The following is a 12,969-nucleotide window of genomic DNA, read 5'->3' on the forward strand; positions in this document are numbered from 1 at the left end:
TCTTGCTTATTTTAATATTTATTATTGATATAAAGCTAAAACACCATTTAAATCAGCAATTTTTCCTTCTCCAATAGCTTTAAATTGCCATTCTGAACCTTTTCTATTAAGTTCAGCAAAAATTACAGATGTAGCTGTAGATCCATTTTCTTTTAAATTAAATCTACAAATTTCCCTTTTATTATTTTCTAAATCTACTAATCTTACATATGAATTTTCAACCATTCCAAATGTTTGTCTTTTTGCCTGAGCCTCATGTATAGTAACAACAAAAACTATTTTTGCTATATTAGGATTAATTTCTTCTAAATTTATGTTTATAACTTCATCATCACCTTCACCAGCTCCTGTTCTATTATCTCCAGCTAACGAAATTCCCTGACTCTCTTTATTATTAAAAAATATAATATTTGATACTGTATTAAACTTATTATTAGAATCTAATAAAAATGCTGCTATATCTAAATCATAATCTAAACCATTATTTGCAATATCCCATCCAGCTCCAAGTCTTACTTTCTTTAATCCAGGATTTTTTTTTGTTAAATCTAAAATATCATTTTTATTTAAATTTAAAATTCCCGCTGATTGATTAGAAATACTTGAATTTCCATTTAAATTTTCAAATCCTGCACCTAAATTAATTCCCATTTATTCCACTCCTATTTGTACATATTTGCTAATGAAGAAACTGTTGCATGTAATAATTCTCCCTTAGCCTTAAATTGCCAACTTCCATTATTTCTTTCTAATTCGGCAAAAAGTAATGCTGTGTTATCTCCACCATCTTCTGATAGATTATATCTACAAATTTCTTTATCTCCATTATCTTCATTTAATAATCTTATATATGCATTTTTTACCTTAGAAAAACTTTGTTTTCTTTTAACTGCATTATAAATATTTAAAGCAAATACAACTTTGCTACAATTAGCAGGAAGCTTTTCTAAATCAACAGATATTTTTTCATCATCTCCATCTCCTGCTCCTGTTCTATTATCTCCATGAAGATATATTCCTGGACCATTTAAATTACCAAAATAAATTACTCCCCTATTTATCATTTTATCATTTTCATTTAATAATATAGCAATTAAATCTAAATCATAATCTGTACCTAATCCAAAGAAACCTTTTTTAGCAACATCCCAACCCGCTGCTAAAACAACATGCTTCAATCCTGGCTCAGCCTTTCTTAAGTCTAAAATATCATTTTTTTTCAAATTTAAAATTCCTGTCATAACTTCTCCTTTTTATTAGTTTCAAGTGGCAAGTTTAGGTATAAATTCAGCTTTTTCTGAATTTAATAAATATATTTTCAGAAACTCCCTAACTTATCACTTGACACTTGTCACTTGCCACTGATTTAAGGTTTCCTCCTTAACTTGCCACTTGTCACTTGCCACTTATATCCTTTTTCTTTACTACATATAAATTCCTAGTATTCCATTTAAATCAGCAATTTTTCCTTCTCCAATAGCTTTAAATTGCCATTCTCCATTTTGTTTATATAATTCAGAAAAAATTACTGAAGTCACTGTTGAGCCATTTTCCTTTAAATTAAATCTACAAATTTCTCTTTCATTATTTTCTTCATCTAATAATCTCACATATGAATTTTCAACCATTCCAAATGTTTGTCTCTTTGCTTGAGCCTCATGAATAGTAACTACAAAGACTATTTTTTGAACATGTGCTGGAATAGATTCTAAGTCTATTCTTATTCTTTCATCATCACCTTCACCAGCTCCTGTTCTATTGTCACCTTCTAAGTAAATTCCTTGTCCTTGCATATTATTAAAAAATATAACATCATCTGGTATGTTTTGAACTTTTCCATTAGCATTTAATAAAAATGCTGCTATATCTAAATCAAAGTCTTGTCCACCACTTGCTACATCCCATCCTGCTCCTAATATTACCTTTTTAAGTCCTGGATTTTTTTTAGCTAAATTTAATATATCATTCTTTTTTAAATTTAAAGCATTAACATTGTTGCCATTGCTTGCTCCCATATTAATATTATTCATCATTGCTCCTAAATTAATTCCCATATTCAACCCCTCCGTCTTTTAAATATTATTTATAATTATCTTATACGATAAATTATACCACTTAATAAATTCTTTTGCAACCTTTTTTGTGGTTAATAATATTTTTGTTAATGCTATAAAAATAAAATTTTATATTATTTTTACCAAAAGCTGATTATTATCAACTTTTATTTTAAATTTAAATAATTTATTTTTATAATTTAGCTGTATTTTTTTTCATCGTACTCTTAATTCTTTCAAGCTTAGCTGAATTTTCAATTCTTTGTACTTTATTAGCTTCTTGAATTGCTTTTGTATCTTCAATTCCCTTCATTATTGTTTCAAAAGATTTTTCTAATGTAGATATTGAAACTGAACTTCCTGATGCCATTTTTGCAATTTCAACTGATTGTCTAGCTGTATTTTGGGCATTTCTCATAATAAGTTCATTTGTTTTGTCATCTAACTGTTTAATTGATTTTGCTTGAATTTCTTGTCTTTTTAATATAACTGCTTGTGCTAAACATTGCTTAAATATAGGTAATGTTATTATAAATGAAGAATTAATTTTTCTCATTAAATTAAAGTTTGACATTTGAATAGTTTGAATCATTGGTGCTGATTGAATTGCTACATTTTCAGCAATTTGTAAATCATAAACTCTTTGAGATAACATTTCTTTGCTTATTTCAAGCTTTTGCAACATCATTTGTTTCTCTTCTTGTCCAAGAGAATTGTTCATTGATATTTGATATATGTATGCTTCTATTTCTTCTAATGCTAATTCTCCTGCAACAATATACTTTTCTAACAATTGATAGTAATGTAAATTTGCATCATATAGTTTTTTCAAATTAGCATTAGATTCTCTTATATCATTTTCATATTTTTTTAATAATACATATACTTTTTCAACTTCATATCCCATAGTGTCATATTTTTGAAATAACTTTGCAACACTATTTCCTACGCCTTTCATAAATTTAGATAGCATAGATTGTTTTTCTGAACCATCTAATTCCTTGATATCAAACTTATCCATTATTTTAGTTAAGTTAACTAACATTTCACTTGCTTCTTCTGCTTTTACTGCTTTCATTGAATTTAATAGCTCATCTGAAACTTTTGAAATTTGTTCACTTGCGCCTTGTCCAAACATCACTATTGAATTTGGATTTTGAATTTCAACTTCACTTGTTAAATCTTGAACTTCCTTCATTCCTCTTAATCTTTGTTTATATTCAGAAATTGTTGCTACATCAAAATCATTATTTTGTATTTGCATATTTTCTTGTGTATTCATATAACCATAATTATTTTGATATCCATTAAAGCTATTGTCTCCTTGATTATTTACATTGAAGTTATCAAATCCCTGCCCCATATTGCTATTGTTATAATTATTCATAAATCAACACTCCCATTTTTTAATCTATTTTTAAATTTATTTGTTTTATCTATTTCTTAAAAACCTTGAAAATATACCTTGTTTCATATTTATTAATTCTTTATATTTTGAATCATACTTCATTATATCAAGCCTAAATTCATTTACTATAGATTCATTTATTACATTGTTAATATTAAATAATCCTGAAGGATTGAATATAATAATATCAATTCCAATAGTATGAAAATATCCTAAAATCATTTGCATTGATTCTGGCAAAGTATTTTCATTTTCTAAATAAATTACTATTTTAGGTACAAAACCAGTAAAATCAAAGTTATCTATAAGCCTTATAATACTATCATTTAATCCTAAAACTAAAACTAAAAACTTTAATATATCTTCTTTATTTAAATTTTTATTATATAATTCCTTATTAGTTATTGTTTCATTAAATTTTTTAAGCAAGAAATTTTGAATTTCTTCACTATACTTAGAAAACTTATATATTGATAATTTCTTAATTTCATCAATATCAAAAGTACCATCACTTAATTGACAAAACATAAGTGAATACATATCATTTGTAAATTTTACTTCCTCTGAAAAATATACATTATTAAATACCAATGTATTAGATGATGATGTACAATACTTTACAAGCTTTTGATATTCAAGCTCATCATTATATATACCATTTATCTTTTTAAAAAAGCAAGGAACTCTAACTGTATTTCCTTCAACCTTAAATCCACTTCTTAATTTACATGGTTCATTCCAATAAATATATATATCTTCTAAAATAGTATCTAGTAATACACTTTTAGTATATCCACTTCTAAATTGCCATGGCTTAAAAACTCCAGTATTTAAAAACAATTCATTTTCTATATCCCTTTGTATTTGCTTAGTAATTGTTTCAAAATTATTAATTACTTCTCCTTTATTAGCTCTTTCTCTAAATGATTCTATGCTTAATATCTCCATTTCTTTGATACATTCACTTAATCCATCACTATCAATTTCATCCCAAAATTCTTCTTTTAATGGATTAATATAAATTACATCATAGCCCATTTTATAAAGAAGAATTAAAAAATAAATTTCATGCCTTTGTATATTACCATAATAAATACATTTAGGATTTATACTATCATCATATTGTATATTCTTTGCATATGTATAAGCCCAAACAATTAACTTAGTAATAAAATTATTTCTCACATTTTCATTTAAAAAATTTTCTTTCTTACAAGCAATTGAAATAATATATTCTAATGCATTTAAAAATTTAAAATTAGTTTCAGAATTATTAAATATAACAATTTCTTGAGATGTCATTTTATATATATCCATAGATGCAAGCTCATTAAATATATATTGAATTAATTCCATCTCTCCACTTAAAGGAATACTTCCATCAAAGATAATACATTTATCTTTTTCTTCATTACATTTACTTTCAAGTGTTTTAATATAATCATTATATTTTAAACTATTATCAGTTCCTATAAATCTATAAAAATATGGCTTTAACTTATTGTATTTATCACTTCTTTCATAAATAGTTCTAAACATATAAATTGTTAAGTTTCTTAAACTTATAGACATTTATACTCCTCATACTTTCTTTAAATTACTCCTATTTAAATATTATCTTATTTTCTATATTACTTTCAACTTTTTTCAAATTTACTCTTAAATTATAAATTATTATTAAAATAAAGCTATATTCACAATTCACCATGAATATAGCTCTACTTTTATTTGATTTATACTATCTATTTATTTTTTCTAAATAACTTAGTAAAAAAATTAGACTTTTTAGAATTTAAATTTAAATCTTCATCATTTGCTAAAGCCCCTAATAAATAATTTCCTATTATTACAGAAATATTATAATCATATAACAGTGTCATGAAATCATCTCCTTTTATATTATAATTTTCCCATTATTAATATATTTTAAATTTTAATTAAAATTTCATTTATATCTTCACTCACTTTAAGTCTTTCATTGTAAACCCAATTTACATCAAACTTTAAGTTAAATATCTTAGAAAAAGAATAATACATATTAATTTTTTGATAATAAATTTCTAAGTCATCAAGATTTCCTGTAAAACATTGTGGCTTTGTTATTTCATCAACTTTTCCAACAAATATTTCATCTACATATTCTAAAAACTTATCCATAAGTTCTTCATTTGCTACATCAAATGGAACCTTTAATAAATCCCATTGATCTTCTTCTTTAAGCTTATATCTTTTTATTTTTTCTAAAATTAATAAATATTCACTTATATCCATTTTAGTATAATAATTAATTTTAGATTCTCTAGTCTTCCATAATACTAGCTTTTCATTTAATGGTAAGCTTTTTATAGTTAAAATTTCTTCTGAAGGTCCTATTACTGCTTGCTTTATGATATCATCTTTCATTTCTAATTTCCTACTTATAAAGTTATGAGTATCTGAAACTCCTGATACATATCCAGTATCATATATTCCCTTTCTTCCAGCTCTTCCAGCAATTTGTTTAACTTCTTGAGATGTTAATTCTCTTACCTCTTCTCCATCAAATTTTCTTATAGCCATAAATACTATTCTTCTTATAGGTAAATTAACTCCCATTCCTATAGCATCTGTTGTAACTAACACCTTATTTTCCTTATTTATAAACTGCTCATATTGCATTTTTCTAACTTCTGGTGGTAAATCACCATAAATAATACTAGTTTTAATTCCTTTATTAGAATAATCCTGTGCTATTTCTAAAACTCTCTTTTTTGAAAAAACTACAATAGCATCTCCTTCTTGGACATCATTATAACTAAAATTTTTAGTTTCAACTACTAAAGGTATATTTCTATGATATTCTTTAATTTCATAATCATCCTCACAATCCTCTAATATCTTAATCAAGATATCCTTAGCATTCATTGCTCCACAAATATGAATTTCATTACATCTAAGACCTAAAAGTGCCCTACTCCAAGCTATTCCCCTTTGAGTATCACTAATCATTTGAATTTCATCAATTACAGCAATATCATAACTTTGCTTTAAATTAACCTTTTCTATAGTACAAGACACATGAGTTGAATTTTCATTTATTATCTCTTCCTCTCCTGTCATCAAGTCACAAATTATACCCTCGTTATTTAATTTATCATAATTTTCTAATGCTAAAATTCTAAGTGGAGATAAATACACTCCTTTTTTAGCTGTTTTAAGTCTTTCTACTGCATTATAAGTTTTTCCTGTATTAGTATCTCCAAGATGAATATATATTTTTCTTTTCATTCTTCTTGTTACCATATATTCATCTTTAGGATTATCTGGAAAGGCTTCTTCAAATGCTTCTCCAATAAGCCTTGGTATATGTTGTTTAGTAAGAACTGTCATTACACCTGAATTTAAAAATGTATTATAATTTCCCCTAACAACTTCATAAAAATCAAAATCAGTATTATTTTTTTTATTATAATCCTCAATCATTTTTTTAGAAATATACTCTAAAAGCTCTTCATATTTTTCAAATACATACTCATATTCCTTAAACCCCTCTTTTTCCATTTCCTTAAGAAGCCTTATTTTTTTTCTAATAGAAGTTTCTTGCTCTACTAATGCTCCTATCTTTGAGTGATGTACTATTTCTTCTATTTGATTTATTTGACTTTTTAACTTTTTAAATTCCCTTAGTGCTGCATTCTTTTTCATTTAATTCCTCCGCTACCTTATTAGTTCTTTTATCCATATTACTACTTTTTAATACCCTCTTCTTTATTATATTAGTCGTATATTTTTTTATTTATTCATATAAAATTATTATAAACTACTTTATATTATTGCCCAATAATATTTACTATATCTTTCTTCATGTTAAATTCATCAAATTGAAACAAAACTGACAAAATTTAATATTATAATTTAAACATAAACAAAATAAAATTTTCCTCCAATAAAAAAGCTATCTAATTTCTTCTTCCCCCAAAAAAGATTAGGTAGCTTTTTATAATACTATAATTTAAATCTATAAAAAAATCCTAGAAGGACTTTACGTTAAGTTCCTCCTAGGAATTAATTATACTAATCTTATATTAAATTCTAATATTAGTTTAAGAACATCTTCATATCATCTTCAACATTAGTTATTCCACCGATTCCAAAGTTTTCAACTAAAACTTTAGCTACGTTTGGTGAAAGGAATGCTGGAAGTGTTGGTCCTAAGTGAATGTTCTTAACTCCAAGGTATAATAATGATAATAATACTATTACAGCCTTTTGTTCATACCATGCAATGTTAAATGCTATTGGTAATTCATTAATATCTTCTAATTCAAATACTTCTTTTAATTTTAATGCTATTAATGCTAATGAGTAAGAATCGTTACATTGTCCTGCATCTAAAACTCTTGGAATACCATTGATATCACCAAGCTCTAACTTATTATATTTGAACTTAGCACATCCTGCAGTTAATATTACTGTATCTTGTGGTAAAGCTTTTGCAAAATCTGTGTAGTAGTTTCTTGCCTTAGCTCTTCCATCACAACCTGCCATAACAAAGAATTTCTTAATAGCTCCAGTCTTAACAGCTTCTACAACTTGGTCAGCTAATGCAAATACTTGTGCATGAGCAAATCCACCAGTTATTACACCTTGTTCTATTTCTATTGGTGCTTTACACTTCTTAGCTTGTTCAATTATTTCAGAGAAGTCCTTAACTCCATTTTCATCAGCTTCTATATGAACACATCCTTCGAAACCAGCAGCTCCTGTTGTATACATTCTTGACTTATAGCTTTCGTTCTTTGGTGGTACTATACAGTTAGTAGTCATAAGAATTGGACCATTGAAGCTTTCAAATTCTTCTCTTTGTTTCCACCATGCGTTACCATAATTACCTACTAAATGCTTGTACTTCTTTAAATTTGGATAGTAATGAGCTGGTAACATTTCTGAGTGAGTATAAACATCTACTCCAGTTCCTTCAGTTTGAATTAATAATTGCTCAATGTCTTTTAAATCATGTCCTGATACTAAGATACCTGGATTTTTACCTACTCCTATATTTACTTTTGTAATTTCAGGATTTCCATAAGTTTGTGTATTAGCAGTATCTAATAATGCCATACCATCAACCCCTACTTTTCCTGTTTCTAATGTTAAAGCAATTAATTCTTCAACACTTAATGAATCATCTAAAAGCTTAGCTAAAGTTTCTTGCATAAATGCATCTATTTCTTCATTATCAAACCCTAAAGCATTAGCATGCTTAGAATATGCTGATAATCCTTTTAATCCATAAGTTATAAGTTCTCTTAATGATCTTATGTCTTCATCTTTAGTTGCAAGTACTCCAACTTCATCACTATTTGATTTTTCTTCTAATATTGTGTTTAAAGTCTTAACTTCTTTAGAACCACTTACTACATTTTTAACTCTTTCTAATATACCTGCTTTTTTGTCCATTTCTTCATTTGAAGAAGCATCCCATAAAGCAACTTCTGATAAGTTGTTCTTATCATTTAATTTTTCAATTAATTCTCTTTTAATTCTTAAAGCTTCTTTTACTCTACTATAAAATACTTCGTTATCGAAGTTTGCATTTGTAATAGTTGTGAAAAGATTTAAAGTAATAAAGTGATTTAATTCTTTATCTATTTTCTTTCCTTCTTTTCTTAATCTTGTTGTTACTTCTGATAATCCTTTAGTAACATATATTAATAAATCTTGCATATTTGCTAATTCTGGACTTTTTCCACATACACCAAATTTAGTGCATCCTGTACATCCTGCTGTTTCTTGGCATTGGAAACAAAACATTTTATTTTCCATATTTAAACTCTCCTCTTAAAAGTATATTTTTAATATTTATGTGATTATTTTATGATACTATTAAAAAAAAATCTGTAACTTTTGTTACAGTTTTTTTAATTAAATAATTCCTCTTCTAAACTTTCAATGTCTAATACAGTAATCTTTTTTCTATCAAACTTAATATATCCTAAATTTCTTAAATTAATTAATTCTCTTGATAATGATGGTCTTGGAATTGCTAATAATGCTGCTATTTCTTCTTTAGTATTTTTCAACATAATAGAATTACTTTTTTGCTCTTTTACTTCATTTAAGATATAGCCAATAACCTTTTGCCTTACACTTTTAAAAGAAATACTTTTTATTTTTGAGTTTAAAATAAAAACCTTATTACTCAATAATGAAATAAAATTTTCCAAAACTTTTTCTTCTTTAGTAAGTATTTTTAAAATATCACTTTTATCTATAAAAAGTACTTTTGATTCATTTAAAGAAATAACTGTTGCAGGATAAGTTCTTGCCTTTGAAAAAACTAATGCTTCTCCAAATACATCGCCTTCATTTAATCTATTTAACACTATATACTTTCCATTTAAATACAATCTTTGTATTTCTACAACACCACTTAAAACTAATGATAAACTTCTACATTCATCATCTTCATGTGCAATTATTTCACCTTTATTATAAGTTTTTATATAATACTTAATATCTTTTGATATATTTTTTATATTTTCTTCACTTACTCCAGAAAATAATTGATTTTTTTTTATTATCTTAATTATATTTTCCATTTAAAAACATCCCTTATTTTATTAGATATAAAATTATACTATATTTCTAATAATTCTTGTACTAAAAACATTTTATTTTTATAATATTATATTTGTTTATTTTTAGTTATAAAAACAAATACTAAAATATACAAACATTATTTATTTTTGGAGGTATATTAATGAATAATAAATATGTTGAGTTATTTGATATATTAATTAAATCTTATTATAATGGCAATTTTGATGAAACATTAAATAAAATAATTACTTGTCATGAAAAATCTCCACAAGAAACATTTGCAATAATAACTTCTTTATGTGGTGTTGATATTAAGTTTGATAATAATTATGTATATAACTTAAAAAAAGCAATTACAGAATATAATGTTAATAAAAAAATAGTTGAAAAGCTTGAATGTTCTAATAGTAATTGTAAACCTGATAAAAATAATACTTATAGCTGCCAAAGATCTTGTCCTTTTCATGCAATAATTTATGATAATGAAAATAAAACTACAGCAATAAATGAAGATATTTGCATTGATTGTGGAATTTGCGTTGATGCTTGTAAGGATGGACGTATTTTAGATAAAATTGAATTTTTACCTATTATGAATTTAATAAAAAATAATAAAACAGTTATAGCAGCTGTTGCTCCTGCTATTATGGGGCAATTTGGTGAAGATGTTACAATGGATCAATTAAGGGCTGCTTTTATAAAATTAGGATTTACTGATATGATTGAAGTAGCCTTTGCAGCTGATATGTTAACAGTAAAAGAATCTGTAGAATTTAATAAACATGTTAATAGCCCTAATGATTTAATGATTACTTCATGTTGCTGTCCAATGTGGGTTGGAATGTTAAAAAAAGTTTATAAAGATTTAATTCCAAATCTTTCACCTTCTGTTTCTCCAATGATTGCTGCTGGAAGAGTAATTAAAGCTCTTAATAAAGATGCAAAAGTTGTATTCATTGGCCCATGTATTGCAAAAAAATCAGAAGCTACTGCTCCTGATGTTGCTGATGCTATTGACTTTGTACTAACTTTCCAAGAATTAAATGATATATTTAATACTTTTAATTTTCATCCCAAAGATTTAAAAGGAATTCCTTCTATAGAATATACTTCAAGGGGTGGAAGGTTATATGCCCGCACTGGAGGCGTTTCAATCGCTGTTTCAGAAGCAATTGAAGAATTATATCCTGATAAAATTAAATACTTTAAATCTAAAAAAGCAGAAGGTGTAAAAGAATGTAAAGAAATTCTTGATAAAGCTCTCTCTGGAAATTTAGATGCAACTTTTATTGAAGGAATGGGTTGTGTTGGTGGTTGTGTTGGTGGCCCTAAAATTTTAGTTCCTGCTTCTGATGCTAAAAAAGCAGTTGATAAATTTGCTTATGATGCTTCAATTAAAGTTGCTGTTCATAGCAAAATTCTTGATGATGTTTTAGAAAAGATAGGAATTACATCATTAGAGGATTTTAAAGATCCTAAAAAAATTAATATGTTAGAAAGAGAATTTTAAAATTTAAATATTAAAAGAAGTTATTGTTAACAAATGCTGGCAACAACTTCTTTTTTTTAATTAATTTTATATAAATACTTTAAGTCATTACAATACTTTGCTTCATATACTGTAATAACAATTAAATAAATTATTACACAAATGATTATGAGGTGAGTAACTATGAAAATACAACCAAAAGACTATATTCCACCTAAATCAAATTCAATTTATGTATACAAATGTACAAATAACGAAAGCTTTACTTTTAAAAGATATATTGAATATTTCAATGATGATAAAATTCAAGTAAGATATGATAATGGTATAAATTCTTTTATTAATGTTTATAAATATACCGATGATGGAATTAAACTTTGCTATTATACCAATATCTCTTCTTATCATCAACAATTTATAAATGATGAAGATTGTACAAATAATTATTTAATTAAAGAACCTCTTTGTGAAAATAATCTTTGGATTTTATCTGATGGCAGCAAACGCTGTATTACAAATAAAAATGCTAAAGTTAGAACCCACCTTTCTTACTATAATTCAGCTATAGAAGTTACCACAATATCAAAAAATAAATCTCAATTTTCCGTAAATTATTATGTATTAGGAATAGGATTAGTTAAAAGTATTTATTATATCAAAAATAAAGGCTATTTTTCATTTGAATTAGATGATATATTAGAAAACACTCCTTATTTAAAAAATATAAACTTTTATTATCCTGATAAAAATTTAAATACTATCTGGTGCTATAATAAAACAATAACTTTTAATACTAATGATAATATTTCATTAATTTTTTCAAAGGAATTTGAAACCCCTCCTAAGGGATTACTTTCACTTATTGATAAAAATACACTAATTAATAGTTTAAATTATGATAGCAATTTTGCTTATATAGATTTTTCAAAAGACCTATTATTTCATTTAAAAAATTCTACCAAAAAATATAGTAATTTATTTTACCATTCAATTTATAATACACTAATGAATTTTTACAATACTAATGATGTTTGTATTACTATTAATTCTATTCCTTACAAAAACTTTTTCATCATTTCTCCATTACAACAAGAAAATAGTTCAATTCAAAATTGGATGATAAAAGATTGTAAATATCCATTTACCTATGTGGTTGATGAAAATGATACTCTTATTAAAATTTCAGAAAAATTTAATATTCCTATTTTAAAACTATCTAAATTAAATAATATTAAAAATCCCAATTTTATTAATAAAGATGAAGTTTTTCAAATATATTCTAATGGAATATATTCTTTTAAAAAAAATGACTCATTAAATAAAATAGCCAATATGTTTGGATTATCACTTGAAGAATTAATTGCATTAAATAATATAACTGATTTAACACTTTTAAAACCTGGATTAAAAATAAAATTATGCTAAAAAGGAAACTC

General features: G+C 25.3%; 11 protein-coding genes. 2 read left to right on the forward strand and 9 right to left on the reverse strand.

All coding sequences use genetic code 11. The features are described from left to right. Positions 1–21 precede the first annotated feature (21 nt). The 9 genes from ACUN06_RS10655 to ACUN06_RS10695 form a co-directional block, all read right to left on the reverse strand. Positions 22–651 (reverse strand): TerD family protein, encoded by a 630-nt coding sequence (locus tag ACUN06_RS10655; RefSeq protein ID WP_291733967.1) that lies wholly within the window; start codon positions 649–651, stop codon positions 22–24. An 11-nt stretch (positions 652–662) separates the two neighbouring features. Continuing rightward, positions 663–1,241, reverse strand: a complete 579-nt coding sequence (locus ACUN06_RS10660) for a TerD family protein (protein ID WP_294125307.1) — start codon at positions 1,239–1,241, stop codon at positions 663–665. 183 nt (positions 1,242–1,424) lie between these two features. Next, the gene (locus tag ACUN06_RS10665) at positions 1,425–2,054 is read right to left on the reverse strand and encodes a TerD family protein (protein WP_294161258.1); all 630 of its coding nucleotides are present in this window, start codon (positions 2,052–2,054) and stop codon (positions 1,425–1,427) included. Positions 2,055–2,247: 193 nt separating this feature from the next. Continuing rightward, positions 2,248–3,441, reverse strand: coding sequence for a toxic anion resistance protein (locus ACUN06_RS10670; RefSeq protein ID WP_294125304.1), 1,194 nt, complete (start codon positions 3,439–3,441; stop codon positions 2,248–2,250). Positions 3,442–3,486: 45 nt separating this feature from the next. Then, positions 3,487–5,034 (reverse strand): YceG family protein, encoded by a 1,548-nt coding sequence (locus ACUN06_RS10675; RefSeq protein WP_294125302.1) that lies wholly within the window; start codon positions 5,032–5,034, stop codon positions 3,487–3,489. 170 nt (positions 5,035–5,204) lie between these two features. After that, positions 5,205–5,342 (reverse strand): hypothetical protein, encoded by a 138-nt coding sequence (locus tag ACUN06_RS10680; RefSeq protein WP_291733199.1) that lies wholly within the window; start codon positions 5,340–5,342, stop codon positions 5,205–5,207. Positions 5,343–5,388: 46 nt separating this feature from the next. Continuing rightward, the gene (locus ACUN06_RS10685; protein ID WP_302739579.1) at positions 5,389–7,146 is read right to left on the reverse strand and encodes an SUV3 family DEAD/DEAH box RNA helicase; all 1,758 of its coding nucleotides are present in this window, start codon (positions 7,144–7,146) and stop codon (positions 5,389–5,391) included. 393 nt (positions 7,147–7,539) lie between these two features. After that, on the reverse strand, positions 7,540–9,267 hold the full coding sequence (hcp, locus tag ACUN06_RS10690; RefSeq protein ID WP_449389766.1) for a hydroxylamine reductase: 1,728 nt from the start codon (positions 9,265–9,267) through the stop codon (positions 7,540–7,542). Between the two features lie 95 nt (positions 9,268–9,362). Further along, the gene (locus ACUN06_RS10695) at positions 9,363–10,043 is read right to left on the reverse strand and encodes a Crp/Fnr family transcriptional regulator (RefSeq protein WP_294125294.1); all 681 of its coding nucleotides are present in this window, start codon (positions 10,041–10,043) and stop codon (positions 9,363–9,365) included. A 161-nt stretch (positions 10,044–10,204) separates the two neighbouring features. Between ACUN06_RS10695 and ACUN06_RS10700 the strand changes: the two genes are divergently transcribed. Together ACUN06_RS10700 and ACUN06_RS10705 are read left to right on the forward strand one after the other, a co-directional pair. Next, positions 10,205–11,554: a [Fe-Fe] hydrogenase large subunit C-terminal domain-containing protein gene (locus ACUN06_RS10700; RefSeq protein WP_291733208.1), complete on the forward strand. Its 1,350-nt coding sequence runs from the start codon at positions 10,205–10,207 to the stop codon at positions 11,552–11,554. Between the two features lie 162 nt (positions 11,555–11,716). Then, on the forward strand, positions 11,717–12,958 hold the full coding sequence (locus tag ACUN06_RS10705) for a LysM peptidoglycan-binding domain-containing protein (protein ID WP_449389767.1): 1,242 nt from the start codon (positions 11,717–11,719) through the stop codon (positions 12,956–12,958). Positions 12,959–12,969 lie beyond the last annotated feature (11 nt).

The organism is Clostridium sp. ETTB3 (assembly GCF_053571985.1).

Bases quoted from the DNA above. Each gene is read 5' to 3' on its own strand.
- ACUN06_RS10655 (WP_291733967.1), bottom strand. From the start codon at position 651: ATGGGAATTAATTTAGGTGCAGGATTTGAAAATTTAAATGGAAATTCA.
- ACUN06_RS10660 (WP_294125307.1), bottom strand. From the start codon at position 1,241: ATGACAGGAATTTTAAATTTGAAAAAAAATGATATTTTAGACTTAAGA.
- ACUN06_RS10665 (WP_294161258.1), bottom strand. From the start codon at position 2,054: ATGGGAATTAATTTAGGAGCAATGATGAATAATATTAATATGGGAGCA.
- ACUN06_RS10670 (WP_294125304.1), bottom strand. From the start codon at position 3,441: ATGAATAATTATAACAATAGCAATATGGGGCAGGGATTTGATAACTTC.
- ACUN06_RS10675 (WP_294125302.1), bottom strand. From the start codon at position 5,034: ATGTCTATAAGTTTAAGAAACTTAACAATTTATATGTTTAGAACTATT.
- ACUN06_RS10680 (WP_291733199.1), bottom strand. From the start codon at position 5,342: ATGACACTGTTATATGATTATAATATTTCTGTAATAATAGGAAATTAT.
- ACUN06_RS10685 (WP_302739579.1), bottom strand. From the start codon at position 7,146: ATGAAAAAGAATGCAGCACTAAGGGAATTTAAAAAGTTAAAAAGTCAA.
- hcp (WP_449389766.1), bottom strand. From the start codon at position 9,267: ATGGAAAATAAAATGTTTTGTTTCCAATGCCAAGAAACAGCAGGATGT.
- ACUN06_RS10695 (WP_294125294.1), bottom strand. From the start codon at position 10,043: ATGGAAAATATAATTAAGATAATAAAAAAAAATCAATTATTTTCTGGA.
- ACUN06_RS10700 (WP_291733208.1), top strand. From the start codon at position 10,205: ATGAATAATAAATATGTTGAGTTATTTGATATATTAATTAAATCTTAT.
- ACUN06_RS10705 (WP_449389767.1), top strand. From the start codon at position 11,717: ATGAAAATACAACCAAAAGACTATATTCCACCTAAATCAAATTCAATT.